The following is a 20,472-nucleotide window of genomic DNA, read 5'->3' as shown; positions in this document are numbered from 1 at the left end:
AAGAATAACCGCGATGCCTTGGCGCTTGGCTACGAAAAGTTGTCTAACCAGCGCTCTAGGTCAGCCTCAGGCAAAGCCTTACTGAAGTGGTAACCCTGGCCGTAATCAACGGTCATGCCCGCTAGCAACTCAGCGACCAATTGGCTCTCGATGCCCTCAGCGGTAACCTTTAGGTTTTGCCCCTTGGCCATGTTGGTTACGTCTGAAACCATGCGGTGACTGCGGTCATCGGTGTCTACTGCCTCAAGGAAAGATTTGTCGATCTTAAGAATATCGAGAGGCATCTTTTGCGCCTGCCCAAGGTTTGAATAGCCGGTACCAAAGTCGTCAAGAGCAATACGCACTCCAGCCTCGCGAAGGCGCTGCAGCTGGCCCAAAACCACGTCTCCGGCGGCCAGAGTGTGCTCGGTTACCTCAAGCACAATGGCGGTGGTGGGCACGTGTGCATTGGCCGCTTGGGTCAGAACAAACTGCACAAAACTCGGGTCCTCGAGCTGGGCAACCTCAACGTTGATCGATACGTATGGAGTCGGCAAATCCAGCTTCGTGAACACCCTCGAAATGGTTCGAGACCAAGTGGCTAGAGATTCACGCAGAACCTCACTGCCGAGTTCTGCAGTCAGACCGGCACGGTTCACAATGGGCAAGAATTGGTCTGGCGGTACTAGTCCGTGACCCGGGCGCTCCCAACGGATTAGTGCCTCAACACCAACCGGCTTGTGAGTCTCGAGCGAGACAATCGGCTGGAAGTGCATGACAAACTCAACAGATCGCAGGGCATTTCTAACCGCGATTTCTTCTTGCCAGGTAGTGAGCATTGCCTCGTGCTCGGTTGGCGAGAAGATGGTGAAGCCCGAGCGCTCGCCCTCAGCTTTGGCTAGATAGATTGCCAGTGAGGCACAGCGGGCAAGTTCAGTTGCATCAGCTGATCCCGGTTCAGAAATTGCAACACCAACGCTGCTGGTAACCACTGAATCGAGGCCGGCCAAGGTGGTTGAGAATTTTAGGTCTTCAATAAGTTCAGCTGCTCTTGCTGCGGCCGCCTCGCGAGATTCAAAAACACCCGCAAAACCAAACTCGTCGCCCGATAGTCGGGCAGCATGCTCATTGCCTGACTTGAAACGACCAATGTGATCAGCTACTTCACGAAGCAAAACGTCTCCGGCTTCGTAGCCAAGTGAGCCGTTGACATCGCGGAATCTATCGATGTCGATCAGCATGATGGCAACCACCTGTGAATTGGCGCACTCACGCACCTTGTTCTCAATAGTCGCGGTAAAGAGGTTGCGGTTTGGCAACCCAGTGAGATTGTCGTACTCGCGCTCAAAGGTCAGCACCTGATCCTGAACATCGCGAGACAACGCAGCCTGCAAAACCTCGTTCATTCGGTGGTGCATAAACTCGCGGTCTTCATCACTGATGTCTGACGCTGGGTCCTTGATCAACTCAAACTTAGTGATCTCACCGTTGTCGATTTCAACATCTAGCCACAAGTCGGTAGCCAACGAGAAGAGGTATTCCTTGAGCTCGGCCAGCAAAACCTCAGTTGGCTTGCCGATGTGAATGCTGCGGATCAGCTCGCGGCACTTTTCGTCAACTTTTTGCACCAGCAAAAGGCGGTTGCGAGTCCACTCCAGGTTTTCGCGCTGCTGCTGAATCTTGCGCTGCACAGTGCGGAAACCGCGAACAATATCAACGGTCACCCAGGCGCCTAGCGCACCACCGGCAAGCATACCGATTGCCAGCAGCACGGCCTGAATAACCTCGGCCTGCACTCGCTCAGCCACTGTGGCCTCAGTCTGGGCCTCGGTCAAAGCCTCAAAGGTCTGGCTCAAATAACGGGTTTCGCTGGCAAAGTCATCGATTTTGCCTTCAATTCCCTGCTCAAACTCCACACGTTCAGCATCTGGAACATCCGCAATCTGCATGATGATCTGGTCAAGTTCGACCAAAGCATCTCGGTAGCTTTCTTCAGTCAAGTCAAAAGTTGCTTGACCCGACTCTGTGACCACCGAAAGTCTCTGCCCCAGCATCGCCCTGCTAATCTGCACCTCGCGGGCTGACATTTCGCCCATGGTCCACTCGTGAAAATCTAGCAGCACGTTAAATGACTCGCGCTGCACAAAGGTCATTGCCGAGGCATCACCCTCTTGATTCAGCAGGGCCCGCTTGTCTAGTTCGTGCGCACTTAGAGCGGTAAGCGAGTAGAGCATGAGACCCACCAAAGAGCCAAAGGCAATAAGCCCCAGCAAGACGTGACCGACCTTAACGCGGAAGATATTCTTCTTCGCGTTAGGTTTGGCCTTGGTGGATTCACTCATGAACTACTTAGCCACCTCGATGGTGCGTAGGCTCCAGTTCCAGGCATCCAAGAAGTCTGAATAGTCCTGGCCGTTAGGAAACACAATGCGGATTGGGCCACCCTGGTCCATCGGAATAATGCTGCCATCGCGAGTTAGGGCAAGGATGCCCTTCGAGCCAACAAAGGCCGAGGCTGCGTCGTCATACTTGTAGTCATTGAGCGCGATGGTTGAAACGGTATCGGTCAGTTCAATACCTGAAGCTTCGAAAAGGGTCTCAAGTTCAACACCGGTAAAGGTCTGCTGCAGGCCAACAAAAGGTTCGTTAATGGTTGATTCAACCTGAGCCAACGCCTCAAGCTCCGGCATTGTGTAGTCGATTGACTCGGTGCCGGTTACAGTCAACACCACTTCGTCATCAGCCGGTGGGTCAACCGGAAAACCACCGTAAGGGTTTTCAACCGCGGCCGACGCACTTGGTGTGCTTGCAGCCCCCACAGCACTGCTCGAACAACCGCTCAGTGTTGCTCCAATTGCTAGTGCCAAAAGCACCGCACCTAATTTTTTCATTCCATCCCCCTGATTTATTTACTTACCTGTGCCGAACCAAAGGTCGCAGCCCAAATTCTCAAAACTCTTTAACTGCGATGCCGTTGCGCCTAGCGGAGCAACTGAATCGACACCCAAAACATTGGCAATTGCAATCACCGAACGCGGAACAGCCCAGTCGAAGTCAGTTTGGTTTTCTCCACCAAGGTCATCCGGTTGCATTGAAAGCGAGTCAACAATCAGCGCCGCCGGAGTCAGCAGCTGCAAAAGTTCAAGGTCACGGTTACCCGAGCCAAACGCGTCAAGAACCAGCCCGACACCAAATCTGTCCATGAGTTCGCGAGCAACTAGGCGTGACTCGTATGAGGCGCTTGCGCATGAAAGCACTAAGTCAATTTTGATAGCCGGAGCCAAAACACGAATAACTTCAAGCAAGCCAGCGATTCTCTCGCTATCTAACCAAAAGCCCTTTGGAAGCTTTAGCCATACGCCTTTGCACTTATCGACGCGTTCGGCATCGAGCACCTCGACAATCATTGCCCCAAGTTTTTCAGTTTCAGGCAGGCTCAGAACACTCTCGATCGAGACCATGAATCCGTGTGCATCACCAGAACGAAGATCAGTGACTGGGGTGAGAGTCAGAATGTCTTCTAGCCCACGCCCGGCATCTTCGGCTGCAGCACCAGACTGAATCTCAATGCCGCCACCCGCTTTTTTAGCTCGATACATGAGTGCATCGGCTTCTCGCAGCGCCTCTGCATAGGTATCGCCCGGCTGCCAAATAGCCACACCGATGCTTCCGCTGCCGTTCCAGGTCAACCCGTTAGTAAAAGTAAATGGCGCGGCAACTGCCGACCAAAGGCGCTTGGCGAAAAGTTCTGCTGCTTCGGGCGAGGCTACTTCTGCAGCGACAACTACGAACTCATCGCCGCCGATGCGCGCTAGGGCATCTGTTGGTCGAATCTGTCCCGCTAACTCGTTTGCAACATGCGACAGCAACTCATCACCAGCCGCATGGCCATACAGGTCGTTTACCTCTTTGAACTTGTTTAGGTCAATAAAGAGGACAGCACGAAGAGTCTTTTTCACTGCCGGTGCCAACTCAAGCAGTTGATTCAGTCCTCGTCGATTGAGGAGACCTGTTAGAGGGTCGTGACTGGCACGGTACTGCAGCTCAGTTCGCGCCCGCTCTCGCACGACCATTTTTGGCAAGAGAAGGGCAGATACATTGAGAAATTGCTGTTCGACCTGACCTAACGAATCACGGGTCGGCACGATAAATAGCATTCGAGCGCTTGGTCGGTCTTCGGCAATAATGTCGAGGACGACGAGTTGGCGGACACCGATTGCTCTTAGGTTCCTGACGTCAGGCAACCATTCCGCGTACTCGATTGGCACTATCGTTGGTGAGCCATACAGCGCTGTCGGGATTTCATTTAGCACTGAGGCGCGGATGTCGTTTAGTTTATTCAGGCTCGCAGGGGCACTCGGGTGAAGCTGCCATGGTCCAGCTTCTAAGCCGTTCGGCAAGAACCACCACACCTGACCAGCCCACCAGTCGAGATTAATGAGCGCTTCGTCCATGATCTCTTTGGCAATCAGGTTAAAGTTTTCGTCAAACCGACCTTCGCTAACCCGCATCAAGTTTTCCTGAGCGGGTGATCCAGAAACGGCAGCATCGCTGCCATTCAAGTCCTGCAATTCCAATCACCTCCGCTGCTAGCATGAGTTTAGCCTGATAGACCGCGTAAGTGAGGTCTAATTTTTTGCTGACCAAGTAGAAACGAATAGCTCGGCCCCATGGAGAAAAACCCCCAAGAACCGACCCAACCCTACGCACCCATGCCTGCATCGGTGGTTAAGACTCGTCTTCGCCTTGGCTCGTGGTTCCAGCAACACCCTACGGTTGGCAAATTTGTTTCAATAGTTGCTCTCGGTGCAGGTTCTTTTTACCTTTGGTGGCGCCTAGTCTTCACCTTGCCCGATGCAAATCCATTCTTCTTTTGGCCGCTGTTTTTGGCAGAGGCCTTTGGATTTGTGACATTCCTGATTCTGGTTGTAGAAGCTTGGGAAATTCCACTCACTCCGCGCTTGCCACCATTGGATCTGGCGGTGGACATCATTATCGCCACCTATGACGAAGACATCGACATTATTCTTCCGACAGTAATAGGCGCATTGCAGGTCCGTGGACGAACAACCATCTGGTTGTGCGATGACGGGCGGCGAGAAGAGATGCGCCTGTTGGCCGAAAAATACGGCATCAATTACCAGGTTCGCGATAACAACCGCTACGCGAAGGCCGGCAATATAAATGCAGTTCTTCCAAAACTTAAGGGCGACCTAATCCTAGTTCTGGATGCTGACCACGTTCCTTCACCAGATTTTCTAGAGGCAACAACCGGATATTTTTCTGACCCGAAATTGGCCTTGGTTCAAACAGCACACTCGTTTCGAAACCATAACTCAGTGATGCATGAGGAGGTTGGTCGCCACGAACAGTCGCTGTTTTTTGATGTTTTGCTCCCAGGGCGTAACCGACTTAAATCTGTTTTTTGGTGCGGCTCTGCTGGGCTTATTCGCCGGGCAGCTCTTGTCTCCGTCGGTGGCATGGCAATCGCGACATCTACGGAAGACTTTGAGACCTCGCTTTCTCTTCAAGTGGCGGGGTACGAGATTAAGTATCACAACGAGCACCTCGTTCAAGGTTTGGCCCCCGACAACCTAGAGGCCTACACAATTCAGCGATTCCGATGGGCTCAAGGAACCATCGGCTCCTATCGCAAGGGCGGTCGAAAGGCTTGGAGCCCCAAACTTAGTTTTGCTCAGCGCTTTTCGTACACCGGAGGACTCATCTACCATGTGACTCCGCTGCAGCGCCTGGCTTATACGGTCAGTATTTTGGCGGTGACTCTATTTGCCATTCAACCCGTCGGCTATGCGGGAGAGTACTACCTATATTTCTGGGGAGCCTGGGTGCTGCTATCAATGTTGGCCGTCTCAGCACTCGAGCGTGGTGTCACCCAACCATTAGAGGGAATTCGCAATCACCTTATTGTTTTCGAGGCATTTCTGAATGCCCTGCCCTCCATGTTCTCCAACAAGGAAATGCCATTTGTAGTCACTCCAAAAAATGAAGTCGATCTCGGTGGCTGGCGATCGGTCAAGCTACTTAGGTTGCCGATAATTATCACCAGCATCACACTTCTGGCCTTACTCATTCGGTGGGTTGATTTGTATTTGACCGCTGTGACCGGTCAGGGATTTCTAACTCCGATTACAGCCACGGGCATTATCGTGGCGAGTATTTTTGGCGTGGTCGAAGCAGCAATTGTGTTCAGCATGACTGCGAGAGTCTACAACCGGCGTCAGTATCGAAAGCTCTGGAGATTTCCCGTTAGCCTAGCGGCCAAGGTTGCCGGCGATAAAGCTAAGTGCATTGATTTGCATCACGCTGGCGCTGGTGTAATTGTTGCAAAATCTACCGTGGATGACTTGGCAATAGCGGAAGGGTCCCGCGTTCCATTCACAATTCAATGCCGGACCACCGAAGGTTCTTCCATTCTTGCCCGTGGCGTATTAGCTGTGTCAAACGTTCGGCCTTATTCAGAAGCTGGGGCGACCGTACGTTTGGGTGGACCAGTCGAGTGGAACACCGATACTGATCGAGATGCAGTCGTTGAGCACTGCTATGTCGTTGAACCTTACGTTGCCCGCAACCAGGCTTGGGCCAGACGTGCTCCTCGTGTTCCGGTATCGCTGTCGGCAAACTTGGCTGAACTGCCGGCCAACTGCATTGACCTCAGCATCTACGGTGCTGCGTTTATGTGTGAGACCGATGCCTGGGCAGTTGGTGAAATTGTTCCGGTATCGCTAACCCTCGAAGACGGTTTGGTCGTTCGAGGCAACCTTGAGGTCAAGAACGTAATTCTTGGTGAGGACGAATGGTTCCGCATCGGTGGTACTACCCAGTGGGCAGAAACATCTTGGCTACACCGATACACCACGCTTGCCATGGTCCCGGCCAGCAGAAACCGCAGCGTTTTACCGCCGGTTTAGACGCAGCGCGTTCAGGACCACCGAGATGCTCGAAAAGGCCATCGCGGTTCCGGCCAGCATTGGGTTCAGAAGCCCAAGGGCAGCCACCGGAATCAAGATGACGTTGTAACCAAAAGCCCAACCAAGATTTTGCTTGATGTTTGACCATGTCCGGCGGCCCAAAGAGAGCGCGTACGGAATAGAAAGCGGGTCGTCGTCAACCAGGGTTATGGCAGCTGCCGATTGGGCAGCGTGAGTGCCTGAACCCATGGCCAACCCAACATCGGCTCCGGCGAGCGCAGCAACGTCGTTCAGGCCATCTCCGACCATTGCAATCAAGCCACCGGGTGCCTTGGTTTTGATCTCACTGACTACATCAAGTTTTTGCTCTGGCGCTACACCGGCAAAGTAAGTTTCAATACCCAGCTCCTTGGCAACTGATGCCACTCTGGCCTCAACATCACCCGAAAGCAAAATAGGTTCTATGCCAAGTTCTTTGAGGTTGGAAATAGTTCCGAGGGCTTCTTGACGCAGGTCATCCTCAAGAGCAATCAACAGCACAGACTGGTTATCAATGGAGGTAATTGCCAGCGACCGAGGGCCGGCTTGGGCGATTGCGGCAACAAGGGCATCTGGGTTGCTGAAAGTGCTGGCATCGCGCCTTGAGACCTCAACCGCAATACCATCAACCCTGCCCGAGACTCCGGTACCGGCGGTTTCAATAACTCCCTCTGCGCTGAGCGATGAATCTAGGGCAGCGATGGCCTTGGCGATAGGGTGCACCGAGTTACGTTCTATCGCAGCTGCCAGGGCAATGGCCCGCGGCTCATCAAAGCCCGCCAACGGAATGGTCTTAGCAACTCTCAGCTGACCGGTGGTTAGAGTGCCAGTTTTATCCAGCAGTACGCTCTTCACTTTGCTCAGCAGAGACAGCGCATCTGGGTTTCGAATCACAATTCCGCGACGAGCGCCCACCGACGTGGCAACCGCCAGACTCATTGGCACTGCAATGCCAAGAGCGCATGGGCATGCAATTACCAAAACTGCGATACCTGCTCGCAGACCAGCCTGAGCATCGCCGCCAATCAACCACCAGGCGGCAAATGTGAGTATTGAAATTGCAATTACCGCTGGCACAAAGACAGCCGAGATTTTGTCGGTCAGGCTTGAGATTTTGGCTTTGTGGGCGGTGGCCTCACGAACGAGGTCTGCGATTTGAGCGATTCGGCTGTTGGCACTTGCAGCGGTGGTTTTGATGACCAAGCTGGCGCCTAGATTTAGCGAACCTGCGGCAACAGTCATGCCGACGGCTGCCTCCGTTGGCACCGATTCACCGGTGATTAGAGAATTATCGATTTGACTGTGGCCCTCAACCACAGTGCCATCAACCGGCACTTTTTGACCCGAGGCAACTATGACTAGGTCACCCACCAAAACCTGGTTGGTGGCAACGGTCAGCTGTTGGTCCCCTCGTCGAACCACCGCAGTGTCTGGAATAGCCGAAAGCAGTGCCCGAACTGAATCGGTTGCTGAACGACGCGTGCGCAACTCTAACCAGCGGCCGAGCAGCACAACAGTCGGCACCACCGCGGCAACCTCAAAGTAGGCTTCGTGGCCACCCATCAGCAACTCGATGAGGCTATAGCCGTAGGCAATAATCACGCCGAGTGACACCAGGGTATCCATCGTGGTGGCCTGGTGCTTGAGGTTCTTCAGTGCAGCCGAGTGAAATGGCCAGGCAACCCAGATAACTATCGGCAATGTGGCAATAGCCGCGATCAAATTCCAGTTAGGTGGCATCCACTCGTGCACCATGCTGATTAGGGCAACCGGCAGCGCGATTACTGCTCCAACCCAAAGCCGCACCAGGGTGCTCTTGAGTTCATTGCGCTCGGCACCAACCGCGTAGCCGGCATCTTCGACAGCTTTGACAAGATCTGCACGGTCAACGTCAGCAGACAAAGTCAGGTGCGCTTTTTCTGACGCAAAGTCAACGTAAGCACTGACGCCGGCAACCTTGTTCAGGCTCTTCTCAACCCGCCTCGAGCAAGCCGTGCAGGTCATGCCCTCTATGTCGAGATCAAGGCTCTTGACTTCGGCCGAGCTCATGGCCGACCTAGCTGACCGAAACGAGTTTGTAGCCGGCCTCATCAATGGCCGCACTCAGTTGGTCTTGCGAGACACCGTCCTCAGCCTGAATTGTTGCCGACTGAGATGCCAGGTCAACCGATACATCGGTCACGCCGGCAACCATTTCGAGTTCTTTTGTCACCGATGCAACGCAGTGGCCGCAGGTCATTCCTTCAAGCTGAAGAGTTTTTTTCGATGACATTATTACCCCTTTTGTAGAGGCCTAGGCTTTAGACGGCTTCGGCAATTACCGGTAGTTCTTTACGCAGGTTCGGGCAACAGCCCACTGCACAAGCATCTACCCATGGGCCCAGTTTAGACAGGGCCTTCTTCTCGGCACCAGCCTGGCGCTCAAGAATTAGGTCGGCGATTCCGTCAACAAACTCTGGCGCTACACCTGAGGTCACCACGCGGGCAAACTTCAGCTCGCGCTCCTCGGCAGTTTCTTTGGCCTCATTGTCGAGGTCCCAGATAACCTCAACGTGGTCGCTGACAAAACCAATCGGCACAATAATGACGCCCTTGGTTCCGGCATCAGCTGCAGCGTTGATGGCATCGTTTACATCTGGCTCTAGCCAAGGCACCGATGGTGAACCTGATCGTGACTGGTAAACCAGTGACCAGGCAGGCAATTCAGCACCGATTTTTTCGGCAACCTTTTTCATGGTCTCTGAGGCAGCGGCTAGGTGCTGAGCCGCATAGGCTCCACCCTCACCGGCCAGCTCGGCAAATTCTTCACGGCGGGCTTCAGGGCCCGAGCTAACGCCCATCGCAGTTGGAATTGAGTGGGTGGCAAACATGATTGAGATGTCACCGGCGGCAAGACCTTGGTCATACATTGCCGAGATTTGGGTGGCTAGGTCATCGGCAATTGGGGTGATGAAACCCGGGTGGTCAAAGTAGTGGCGCACCTTATCGATGTTCAATTTGCCCTCTAAGCCGGTCTCGATGAGCGCAACCGCAAGGTTCTCACGGTACTGACGGCAACCCGAGTAAGACGAGTAGGCGCTAGTTACCCAAGCCAAAACATTGCGGTGGCCGTCTTCATACATCTGCTTCAGGACATCGGCAAAGTATGGCTCTGAGTTGCGGTTACCCCAGTAAATCGGAATGTCGATGCCACGTGACGGAAAGTGGCTACGCATGGCTGCCAACAGCGCGCGGTTCTGCTCGTTGATTGGGCTAACGCCACCGAGAGCTAGGTAGTGGTGAGAGACCTCTTCAAGACGCTCGCGAGGCACACCGCGGCCAGCAGTTACGCGTTCAAGATACGGCATAACTTCGTCAGGGCCTTCTGGGCCACCGAATGAGGTCAAAAGAATTGCGTCGTAGGTCATGCGAAGGTCTCTCCGATTAGGTTTGCGTCAAGAATGCTGCCGGTGAAGAACGGTACTTCTTCTCGAACATGACGGCGGGCCTCAGTATTTCTCAAAGTGCGCATCATGTCGACAATTTCGTGAAGATCTTCTGACTCAAGGGCAAGCAGCCACTCGTAGTCACCCAATGCGAACGACGAGACCGTGTTGCTCTGAACACCCTTGTAGGTGTGACCAGCCATTCCGTGCTCACGAAGCATCTCTGAACGCTCGGCCTCTGGCAACAGGTACCACTCGTATGAACGAACGAATGGGTAGAAGCACAGCCAGGTCTTTGGTGCATAACCCTGCATGAAAGCTGGCACGTGTGAGCGGTTGAACTCGGCTGGGCGATGGATGCCCATTCCAGACCAGGTTGGTGAGAAGTTTGCACCAAACTCGGTGCGGGCAAAGGCATGAGTTGCCCGCTGCAGTTGCTCGGCGGTGTCAGCGTGCAGCCAAAGCAACAGCGCTGCGTCGGCACGCAAGGCGGTTAGGTCATAGGCACCACGCACCGTCACACCGGCCGCGGCACATTCAGCGACCCAAGCGGTGTAGCTGCGGCTAGCCGAAGCACCGTCGGCCACGCGAGTGTCTAGCTGATACGCCAAAAAGGTTGTGTAGTGAATGGTGTCGTTGATTTCGGCCGGCGTTGGGCGGGCTGCTGGGGTTGTCGATTCAGTCATGTTGTTCATCTTCCTTCGCTCAGAATTCCAGTAATGCCGTTTCCCCCGAGCCCAGCACCGATGATTGCCAGACGGTCATCAGCGGCCAGCGCCGCTCTAACCCGCTTGACGATAACCGAGTGCCCCGGACCGGGTTGCACCAAAGCTTTGGGCCAGAGTTGAGTCACAGATTCAACCACCCGGATGTCCTCGACACCGAAGATCTTGGCTGCATCCGCCTCGGCGAGCGCAGCGAGAGAATCTGTGTGAGCCGGCAGGATGCCATTGCGGCCAAATGAAAAACGCAAAATGTGCTGGTTTGGCGGCAACTCAGAATTGACCCAAGCCCACTTGGCGTTGACGTGTGTGGCGGCCTTGGCACTGATGCCCTCAACGTCGGCGGCCACCAAAACACCGCTACCTCGAGGCATCTCGTTAAGTTGCTCTGACTCGACCAAGAGTGCAACCACCGCTGCATCAACACCGCGGATAGACGCCAGGTCGGCGAATAGGTGCGCGGCACCCTCAATTCCGGCAGCCAAAACGACTCGATCGAAAGCATCCAGTTCAGCTAGGGACTCCACCGGACGGTTGAGGTGAATCTTGGCACCGGCTTTGATCAGATGGCTTTCAAGTGCGCTTACTAACCTGTGCATTCCACCGGATATTGATGCCACCGCAGCGCCTGGCCGGGCGGCAGAATTTCTGGTTGCCCCGACTGCCGCCACTAGTGAACCAAGCTCCGCTGCCTTGGCCAAAAGGCCCGGCGCGACCGTGGCTGCCTCGAGAGTCATGGCATCAGATGAATGGACCCCGGCAATAACCGGCGTTAAGAAATTATCGACAAATGCCCGACCTAGCCTTGCCTCAACCAGGGCACCGATAGTGATGTCTGGGGCAGCCGCCCACGGTTGGGCATCAAGAATCTTTGCGGCCGCCACGGCATCGGCTCCGACCACATCGACAACTGCTGGGTCATCAAGGCTGCTCGGAATACCGAGTACCCCGTGAGGAATCAGGTGGGCACCGCCGCTGGTGAGGATTCTGGCATCGCTGCGCTGTGGCGAAACTATCAGCTGCTCAATACCCAATTCGGCGCAAAGCTCGGGAACGGTGTTTTTTGCCACGGCAAAAGCTTCAGCACCGATGTCGATGAGGTGACCACCAAGGTTGGCTGACGCAATTAGTCCGCCGACTCGGCCGCTGCTTTCAAAGATTTCAACCTGATAACCAGCTTCAATTAGTTGCTTAGCCGAAACCAATCCTGCGATTCCGGCGCCAACTACTGCAGCGGTTTTGGGCATTGGGTCTAGATATCTCCGTGGACTAGGGCAACCATTTTTGTGATCACGTCTGGGTCGGTTTCTGGCGGAACACCGTGACCCAGGTTCACAACGTGACCCGGCGCACTCTCGCCTCGGGCAATAACATCGCGAACATGAGCCTCAAGCTCTGCCCAAGGTTTGAACAAGAAGTCTGGGTTAATGTTTCCCTGAAGCGGCACTTTTCCGCCAAGAATTCGGTTGGCTTCGTCAAGCGGAGTCTCATAGTCAACACCCATAACAGTTGCACCAACGCCATACATTTCGGCAAGTAGGTCTTTGGTCTGAACCCCAAAGTGAACGCGAGACACCGGCAGGTCAAGCAGTGAATCCATGACTGCCTTTGAATGTGGCGCCGCAAACTTTTTGTAATCTTCGAGGCCCAGTCGGCCGGCCCATGAGTCAAAGAGTTGCAGCGCACTGGCACCGGCCAACACCTGGCCACGGATAAAGGTTGCGGTAACCCGGGCAGTCCACGCCAAAATGTCATTCCACAGGTCTGGGTCGTTGGCCATCATCGCGCGGCTAACTGGCAACTCTTTTGACGGCCCGCCCTCAATTAGGTAAGACGCCAAGGTGAAGGGTGCGCCACCAAAACCAATCAGTGGGGTCTCGCCAAGCTCGGCGGTAATCAACCCGATCGCCTCGGTAATCGGTGCAAGGCTGGCCGGGTCCAACTCTTCAAGGCGCTCAAAGTTGGCTCGGGTGCGAATCGGGTTTTCTAGTACCGGCCCAATGCCCGGGGCAATTTCAACGTTTACTCCAGCTAGTTTCAGTGGTACCACGATGTCGCTAAAGAAAATAGCTGCGTCCACTTTGTGGCGGCGGACCGGCTGCATGGTGATCTCAGCAGCTAGCTCTGGTCGCAAGCAAGAGTCCAACATGGCAACGCCCTCGCGCACTTTGCGATACTCCGGTAGCGAACGCCCGGCCTGACGCATTAGCCAAATGGCTTTGCTCTCGGTCTTCTCACCCAGGTAAGACCTGACCAGTAGGGAGTTTGAGGTTTTTCCGGAGGCAAGTGGGTGCGCGCTAGGTAGGTTCACCAATTAATCATTACATGGCCGGGGCAATCACTCGGCGCTTAGAATTTACCTGTGACTCTCGTATTGCTAGGCGCCAATTACAACGACATCCCGTTGAGTGAACTAGAAAATCTTGAACGTCACACCGATTCAATTCGCAGCAAACTTTTTTCAATTTCAAAAGAAGAAAGCGGCATCAGCGGGGGCGTTGCCATTGGTACTTGCAACCGCTTTGAGGTCTACCTAGACACCGATCGGTTTCACAGCGCCGTTGAGAATGTAATCGGTGTGGTTTCAGAAATTACTGGCCTCGACCGGGATTACTGCAGCAAGCTGCTGCGCGTTAGCTACGGTTCGGCAGCGGTTCAACACCTCTACTCGGTAACCTCAGGCCTTGAATCGATGATTGTTGGCGAAGGCGAAATTGCCGGCCAGGTAAAGCGCAGCCTGCAGGTAGCCCAGGCAGATTCACACACTTCAACCGAGATCGAGAAGCTGTTTCAGTCTGCAGCTCAGGTGGCAAAAAAGGTTTCTAACGAGACCGGCCTCGGCGAAGCTGGGCGCTCAGTTTTTACAGCCGCCCTTGCACTGCACAAAGAAAAGTTTGGCCCTATCGAGGGCAATAAGGTTTTGGTCATGGGTACGGGTGCATACGCCCGCGTTGTGGTGGCCGCTTTGCAGCGCGAGAACGTTGCGCAGGTTTTTGTTTACTCATCGAGCGGCCGCGCCGAAGAATTTAGTGAAGGCCGCGGGGCAACCCCGATTGCCAAGGCTGAGCTAGCCGAGACCATGGCGGCCTGCGACTTTACCGTGACTGCCAGCGGAGGCAGCGGCCACATGATCGACTTCAAACTTGCCAAAGCCGTGTTGGCTATTGAGTCAAAAGAATTGCGCATCATCGATGTGGCCTTGTCGGCCGACGTTGCACCTCCGGTCTACGACCTTTCCGGCGTATCGATCATGGACCTCGATTACATTCGCCTGCACACTCCGAGTGAGCACAGCGAGGCAATTCTGCGAGCCCAAGAAATTGTGCGCCACCAGGTAAGCGATTTTGAGAATGAAGCAATTGCCCGTGCCGCAGACCCAATGGTGGTGGCAATGCGCAAGCACATTGCCCAACTGATTGAAGAAGAAGTCGAACGAGTTAGAAATAAATCGGGCGACGAAATGGCTGAAGAGGTTCATCGCAGTTTAAAGAGAGTGACTTCAACCTTTATGCACGTACCAACTTTGGCCGCTAAGACTTCGGCAAAAGAAGGCAACGAAAAGCAGTTCATCGATGCCCTTCGCATGGTCTTCGGCATCGAAATCAACCGCGTGGCCGATGCCAAGTAGGGTCTTGAAGCTTGGCACCCGTGCCAGCTTGCTAGCCAAAACCCAGTCGGGCATGATTGCCGACCAGGTTCTTGCAGCTACCGGCCTCGAAAGCCAACTCGTGTTTATTAAGACCGAGGGTGACAACCCAGCCAGCAATCTGTTTGCCCCAAAGCGCCCAGGTGTTTTTGTTTCTTCCCTTAGAGACGCGCTGCTTGCCGGTGAAGTCGATTACATCGTGCACTCGTTCAAAGATCTACCCTCTGCACCCTTGGCTGGCATCACGTTGGCAGCCATTCCGCAGCGCGAGGACTACCGTGACATTTTGATTAGCCGCGATGGGCTGACCTTGGCTGATCTACCGGCAGGTTCAGTGGTCGGCACATCATCTCCGCGACGAGCCGCGCGCGTAAAGCACCTGCGCCCAGACCTTGAGGTCAAGCCCATCCGCGGCAACATCGATACCCGCCTAAAGAAGATTGATGACGGCGAATTCGACGCGACAATTCTTGCCGCAGCAGGGCTCAATCGGGTTGGTCTGCGACAGGGGGACAGCAACTTTTTTACCGACGATGAACTGCTACCAGCGCCAGCCCAGGGCGCACTAGCCATTGAGTGCCGTTCGGACGACCACGAGCTATTGGCCGAACTGCACAAAATCAATCACGCTCAAACTGAGCTTCTGGTCTCAGCCGAGCGAGCCGTATTGCGAGGCATCTCGGCCTCTTGCACGACCGCTATCGGAGCCCACGCGGTAATCGAGGGCGGGCTGATTCAACTTACGGCTGAGCTCTCTGACAATGACTCTGATTGGCATGAGCGGATCTCGATCTCTATCGATGCTGCAGAAGCAACCTTGGCTAAGACCCGCTCACTGGGCCTAAAGGTTGCTGATCAATTGATGCAGACCGATCTTGGCCTGAAGCTTGGCACCCCGCGCGAGAAATCGGTGTTGCTGGTGCGTTCAAGTGACAACAAACCAGACTCAGATGCCTTTGAGGCGGCCGGTTTCAACGTGATTAGTGACGCCTACCTGCAGATTTCTAACTTTGAAAACCCGGTCGGCGCGGGCCGAATGCTAGACGCCCTGGTCAATGCCGAGCCAGACACCTGGTTGGTAATTACCTCGATAAACGCAGTGCGCTACTTTGCCGAGCAGGTTGGCATGGTTGCGCTGCAGGCTGCGATTGCCAACCCAAACCTGAGATTTGCAGCAATCGGCGAACGCAGCGCTGCCGAGGTTAAGGCCCTGGGCGTCGGTGATGTGTTGCTTGCCGATGCGGCCAATGCGGTCTCACTGAGCCAGTCAATCTTGGTACACAATCCAAAGCGCGTAATTCTGCCTGCATCAAGCATTGCCATGAAGTCACTGCAAGACGCAGTAACTTTTGCGGGCGTTGACCTCGTCACCGATGTGGTCTACACCACCGAGACAGTGACTTCTGAGCCTCGAACTGCAAAGGCGCTAGCGCAAGGTGACATCGATGTTTTGGTGTTGCGCTCACCAAGTGCGGCCCGTGCGGTGGCCAGTTTTGTTACCCCTAAAGACTTGGCCACTCTGGTTTTGGTGACCGGCAATGCCACACTGGAACAGGCAAAGAAACTTGGATTTAGCAACATTGCTCTGACCAACGGGACCACCCCGGCTGCACTGGTAGAAGCCGCCAGCAACAGGAGAACAGCATGAGTTTGATTGAACGCCCACGCCGACTGCGAACCACTCAGGCAATGCGCAACCTCGTTGCCGAGACCACTGTTGTGCCGAGCCAACTGATTTACCCAACTTTTATCAAAGAGGGCCTGACCGAGCCAAAGCCGATCAAAGGCCTGCCGGGAGTTTTTCAAAACACCGAAGCCTCACTGCTAGCCAAAGTTGACCGCGCGATTGCTGCCGGCATCGGTGGAATCATGATTTTTGGTATTCCGGCTGAGCGCGATGAACTGGGTTCGGCGGCCTGCGAGCCAAATGGAATCTTGAACCGCGCGGTTGCTGCCGTGCGCAAACACGCTGGCGACAAGTTAGTTGTAGTGGCCGATCTTTGCCTTGATGAGTTCACCAGTCACGGGCACTGCGGTGTGCTCGATGATCACGGAAACGTTGACAACGATGCAACGCTCGTGGCTTATGGACGCATGGCAGTTGAGTTGGCCAAGGCCGGCGCTCACATGCTGGGCGCCAGCGGCATGATGGATGGCCAGGTTGGTTACGTGCGGCAACAACTTGACGAAGCTGGCTACACCGATGTCTCGATACTGGCCTACTCGGCTAAATACGCCAGTGCCTTTTATGGTCCATTTCGCGATGCCGTTGAGTCTGAACTTGATGGCGACCGCCGAACCTACCAGCAAGACCCACGCAACTTCATCGAGTCAATGCGTGAGGTACGCCTAGACGTTGAGCAGGGTGCCGACATCGTGATGGTGAAGCCAGCTTTGGCCTACCTAGATGTCATTCGCGAGACTGCCCAGAGCGTTGATGTTCCGGTTGCCGCCTACTTGGTCTCGGGCGAGATGGCAATGATTGAGCTGGCAGCCGAGCAAGGTTTGATTGACCGTGAGCGGGCCATCCTCGAGGCGGTTGCATCGGTGCGCCGGGCTGGCGCAAATGTGATTTGCACCTACTGGGCACTTGAACTTGCCGAGATGTTCTACGCACGAAAGACCCTCTAATGAACCAAAACATCGATGCCTCAATTGCTTGGCACAACCGCGCGCAAAATGTAATTCCCGGTGGAGTTAGCTCACCGGTTCGAGCATTCTCTGGCGTTGGCGGCAATCCGCGCTATTTTGTTCGCGGCAAAGGTTCGCGCATTTGGGATGTCGACGGCAACGAGTACGTTGACCTAGTTGGCTCATGGGGCCCAATGATTGTTGGCCACGCCCACGATCACGTTGTGGCCAAGGTTACTGAAGCGGCGGCCCTATCGGCTTCTTTCGGAGCACCGAGCCCAAACGAGGTTTTGCTTGCCGAAGAAATCACCAAGCGCGTTGTAATTGCCGAACGCGTGCGGTTTGTTTCTTCAGGCACCGAGGCCGTTATGACCGCTGTGCGTTTGGCACGTGCCGCCACCAACCGCAACGTCATCGTCAAGTTTGCCGGCTGCTATCACGGCCACAGTGACGCACTTTTGGTTCAGGCCGGCTCTGGTGTGCTCACCCTCGGTCTGCCAAACTCACCCGGCGTTACCCCTGGCCAGGCGCAAGACACTGTGGTTCTGCCTTACAACGATGCCGCTGCGCTCGAGCAACTATTTGCCGCGCGTGGTCACGAAATCGCTGCCGTGATTACCGAACCAACCCCTGCCAACATGGGTGTGGTTCCACCGATCAACAACTTCAACGGCAAGATTCGTGAAATCACGGCAAAGCACGGTGCGCTGATGATTCTCGACGAGGTAATGACCGGCTTCAGAGTTTCTGCAGGTGGCTGGTGGGGCTTGGTCAACCCAAGCGAGGGCTGGGAACCCGACATCCTGACCTACGGCAAGGTAATCGGTGGCGGTTACCCGGTAGCTGCCGTTGCTGGCAGGGCCAAGGTCATGAACCTATTGGCTCCGCTGGGTTCGGTGTATCAGGCCGGAACCCTAAGCGGAAACCCGGTAGCAACTGCCGCCGGACTTGCGACTCTCGAACTTTGTGACCCTGCACTGTATGACACCCTGGACCTGCGCGCCAAGCAGGTCGGCGAGGTAATCTCGGCGGCACTGACCGCTGAGGGCGTGGCTCACCAAACCCAATTCGGTGGCAACCTGTTCTCATTCTTCTTCACTGATAAGCCAGTCGTGACTTTTGCCGATGCCCAGACTCAGAACACCAAGGCATTCAACGCGTTCTTCCACGCCATGCTTGAAAACGGTGTCTCACTGCCGCCATCAGCCTTCGAGGCCTGGTTTGTATCAGGGGCCCACACCGATGCCGACATCGAGAAGATTGAGTCAGTGGCAAAGCTGGCCGCAAAGTCAGCTGCAGCCGTAAGTTGAACTTCTAGTTAAAGAAAAAGAGCCCCCTGTAGCAGAGGGCTCTTTTTCTTTGGCTGATTTATTTCACGGCACCGCTTGAGATACCTGAAATGAACTGGCGCTGCAGGATTAGGTAGAAGGCAATGATTGGGATAACTGCAAGCAGTAGACCCGCCATAGCCTGACCGTAGTTTGATGAATACTGACCGTAGAACAGGTAGGTAGACAACGGCAAGGTTCGTGAGTCACGGTCAAGTGTCAGAACCGGTAGCAAGAAGTCGTTCCAAATCCACAGTGCGTTAACAATCGCCACGGTAGCGGTAACTGGTGAAAGCATCGGGAAGATGATCTTCCAGAAGATGGTGAAGTCGCTCGCACCATCGAGGGCGGCCGCTTCATCAAGCTCAGTTGGAATGTTAGAAATGAAGCCGTGGTACAAGAACGTAGACAACGCCACACCGAAACCGATGTAGAAGAAGATCAAAGATGCTCGGTCGTTGATCGAAAGAATCGGTGCAAACAACCCCATGAACGGAATCATCAGAGCCTGGAAAGGCACGATCATCGATGCAACCAAGATCATGAAGGTGACCTTTGAGAACTTGTTGTGCATGCGTGACAGGTAGTAGGCCAACATCGATGAAACCAAGATCAGAGCGACCACTGAGAAAACGGTGATGACAACTGAGTTGGTCAGCGAGGCAAAGAAGTCCATCTTCTTGACAGCTTGCTCGAAGTTATCGGTGGTGAACTCAATCGGGAACGATAGAGGGTTGTCTAGAATCTCACGCTTTGGCTTGAATGAGTTGACTAGAACCAAGAAGAACGGGAACGCATAGATCAGCGAAAGGATTCCGCCAACCCAGAATGTGATTCTGAGACCTAGTTTTGATTTCTTCATTATCGCTGGACCTCCATGCGCTTGCTAATAGCCACCTGAACAGTAGCTGCGATAGCCACGATCAAGAACATCATTACTGCCTTTGATTGTCCGGTGTCAAAGTTTCCGTAAACGAAAGCCTCGTTGAAAATGTGTGCCGAGATTAGCTCGGTAGTGCGGAATGGGCCACCGCCGGTAAGAGCTACGTTGACGTCGTAGGCCATGAAGCCGGCACGCAAGGTTAGGAATAGTGAGATGGTGAAGGCCTGAGCCATCAGTGGCATCTTGATTGAGAACAGGGTGCGTAGAGCACCGGCGCCGTCAATGCGGGCTGCCTCAAGAACATCTTGCTCAACGCTCATAAGACCGGTGATGTAAATGATCATCATGTAACCAGATGCCTGCCAGGTGGTCACGATGATGAGCGCCCAGAAAGCTGTGTCAGTTTCGTTTAGCCATGATGACTGGAAGAACTCTGGCCATTCGTAGTTTTTGGCAATCGAAACCAAAGCACGGTTGAAGATGAACTGCCAAATAACACCGAGGATTACACCACCGATAAGGTTTGGCACGAAAAAGAAGGTTCTGAAGATGTTTGCGCTGCGTAGTTTGGCGGTTACCAAAAGTGCCAGCGAGAAAGCCACGACGTTGGTCAGAATGATTGACACGACCACGAAGGAGGCGGTGAATCCTAGAGTCGCCCAGAAGCGCTCGTCTTCGAAGGAACGGGCGTAGTTCTCGAGTCCAACGAACTTGTTGAAGTCGAAGCCGTTCCAGTCGGTGAAAGTCAGGAAGAGACCCTGGCTGAAAGGAACCACTAGAACGATGAAGAAAATCGATAGCGGTATGGCTGCAAATATCAGGAATTTTTTGATGTTTTTGCCCTTGTGCATTCCTGCCTCCTGGCTTTCATGTATTGCTTGGTTACTAAG

16 protein-coding genes are annotated in these 20,472 nt (G+C 54.3%); 5 read left to right on the top strand and 11 right to left on the bottom strand.

Features of this window, described 5'->3' with window-relative positions; all coding sequences use genetic code 11:
• Positions 1-29: 29 nt before the first annotated feature.
• Genes FFA38_RS00500 through FFA38_RS00490 form a run of 3 tightly spaced genes read right to left on the bottom strand, consistent with a single transcriptional unit; the run spans position 30 to position 4,556 of the window.
• On the bottom strand, positions 30-2,321 hold the full coding sequence (locus tag FFA38_RS00500; protein WP_138315080.1) for a putative bifunctional diguanylate cyclase/phosphodiesterase: 2,292 nt from the start codon (positions 2,319-2,321) through the stop codon (positions 30-32).
• 3 nt (positions 2,322-2,324) lie between these two features.
• On the bottom strand, positions 2,325-2,870 hold the full coding sequence (locus FFA38_RS00495) for a molybdopterin-dependent oxidoreductase (RefSeq protein WP_138315078.1): 546 nt from the start codon (positions 2,868-2,870) through the stop codon (positions 2,325-2,327).
• Positions 2,871-2,888: 18 nt separating this feature from the next.
• A complete protein-coding gene (locus FFA38_RS00490) occupies positions 2,889-4,556 on the bottom strand; it encodes a GGDEF domain-containing protein (RefSeq protein WP_138315076.1) in 1,668 nt (555 codons plus the stop codon).
• 93 nt (positions 4,557-4,649) lie between these two features.
• On the opposite strand from FFA38_RS00490, the gene FFA38_RS00485 reads away from it, so the two are divergent.
• Complete coding sequence (locus FFA38_RS00485; RefSeq protein ID WP_138315074.1) at positions 4,650-6,908, top strand: glycosyltransferase family 2 protein; 2,259 nt, start codon at positions 4,650-4,652, stop codon at positions 6,906-6,908.
• Here FFA38_RS00485 and FFA38_RS00480 read toward each other — a convergent pair.
• From FFA38_RS00480 to hemE, 6 genes are read right to left on the bottom strand one after another with little or no spacing between them, the layout of a single operon-like run.
• A complete protein-coding gene (locus tag FFA38_RS00480; RefSeq protein ID WP_172955974.1) occupies positions 6,894-8,996 on the bottom strand; it encodes a heavy metal translocating P-type ATPase in 2,103 nt (700 codons plus the stop codon). The genes FFA38_RS00485 and FFA38_RS00480 overlap by 15 nt on opposite strands.
• A 7-nt stretch (positions 8,997-9,003) precedes the next feature.
• Complete coding sequence (locus FFA38_RS00475; RefSeq protein WP_138315070.1) at positions 9,004-9,219, bottom strand: heavy-metal-associated domain-containing protein; 216 nt, start codon at positions 9,217-9,219, stop codon at positions 9,004-9,006.
• Between the two features lie 28 nt (positions 9,220-9,247).
• Entirely contained in the window at positions 9,248-10,354 is a 1,107-nt protein-coding gene (locus tag FFA38_RS00470; RefSeq protein ID WP_138315068.1) for a ferrochelatase, read from the bottom strand.
• Positions 10,351-11,058 (bottom strand): hydrogen peroxide-dependent heme synthase, encoded by a 708-nt coding sequence (hemQ, locus tag FFA38_RS00465; protein WP_138274860.1) that lies wholly within the window; start codon positions 11,056-11,058, stop codon positions 10,351-10,353. Before hemQ ends, FFA38_RS00470 begins: the two co-directional genes overlap by 4 nt.
• 5 nt (positions 11,059-11,063) lie before the next feature.
• Complete coding sequence (locus FFA38_RS00460) at positions 11,064-12,341, bottom strand: protoporphyrinogen/coproporphyrinogen oxidase (RefSeq protein ID WP_138315067.1); 1,278 nt, start codon at positions 12,339-12,341, stop codon at positions 11,064-11,066.
• A gap of 5 nt (positions 12,342-12,346) precedes the next feature.
• Positions 12,347-13,405, bottom strand: coding sequence for a uroporphyrinogen decarboxylase (gene hemE / locus FFA38_RS00455; protein ID WP_138315065.1), 1,059 nt, complete (start codon positions 13,403-13,405; stop codon positions 12,347-12,349).
• 51 nt (positions 13,406-13,456) lie between these two features.
• Here hemE and FFA38_RS00450 point away from each other — a divergent pair, with 51 nt between their 5' ends.
• From FFA38_RS00450 to hemL, 4 genes are read left to right on the top strand one after another with little or no spacing between them, the layout of a single operon-like run.
• Positions 13,457-14,722, top strand: coding sequence for a glutamyl-tRNA reductase (locus tag FFA38_RS00450; RefSeq protein WP_138315063.1), 1,266 nt, complete (start codon positions 13,457-13,459; stop codon positions 14,720-14,722).
• Positions 14,667-16,388 (top strand): hydroxymethylbilane synthase, encoded by a 1,722-nt coding sequence (hemC, locus tag FFA38_RS00445; RefSeq protein ID WP_138315061.1) that lies wholly within the window; start codon positions 14,667-14,669, stop codon positions 16,386-16,388. The genes FFA38_RS00450 and hemC overlap by 56 nt, the downstream gene beginning before the upstream one ends.
• Entirely contained in the window at positions 16,385-17,371 is a 987-nt protein-coding gene (gene hemB, locus FFA38_RS00440; RefSeq protein ID WP_138315059.1) for a porphobilinogen synthase, read from the top strand. Before hemC ends, hemB begins: the two co-directional genes overlap by 4 nt.
• On the top strand, positions 17,371-18,681 hold the full coding sequence (gene hemL, locus FFA38_RS00435) for a glutamate-1-semialdehyde 2,1-aminomutase (protein WP_138315057.1): 1,311 nt from the start codon (positions 17,371-17,373) through the stop codon (positions 18,679-18,681). Before hemB ends, hemL begins: the two co-directional genes overlap by 1 nt.
• A gap of 58 nt (positions 18,682-18,739) precedes the next feature.
• Here hemL and FFA38_RS00430 read toward each other — a convergent pair whose 3' ends face one another.
• Positions 18,740-19,561, bottom strand: coding sequence for a carbohydrate ABC transporter permease (locus tag FFA38_RS00430; RefSeq protein ID WP_138315055.1), 822 nt, complete (start codon positions 19,559-19,561; stop codon positions 18,740-18,742).
• Complete coding sequence (locus FFA38_RS00425) at positions 19,561-20,433, bottom strand: carbohydrate ABC transporter permease (RefSeq protein ID WP_138274852.1); 873 nt, start codon at positions 20,431-20,433, stop codon at positions 19,561-19,563. The genes FFA38_RS00430 and FFA38_RS00425 overlap by 1 nt, the downstream gene beginning before the upstream one ends.
• Positions 20,434-20,472: the final 39 nt, after the last annotated feature.

The organism is Rhodoluna limnophila (assembly GCF_005845365.1).
GTDB classification, from domain to species: domain Bacteria; phylum Actinomycetota; class Actinomycetes; order Actinomycetales; family Microbacteriaceae; genus Rhodoluna; species Rhodoluna limnophila.
Note: the sequence above shows the minus strand (reverse complement) of the source record. Positions and strands in the feature narration are given on the sequence as shown.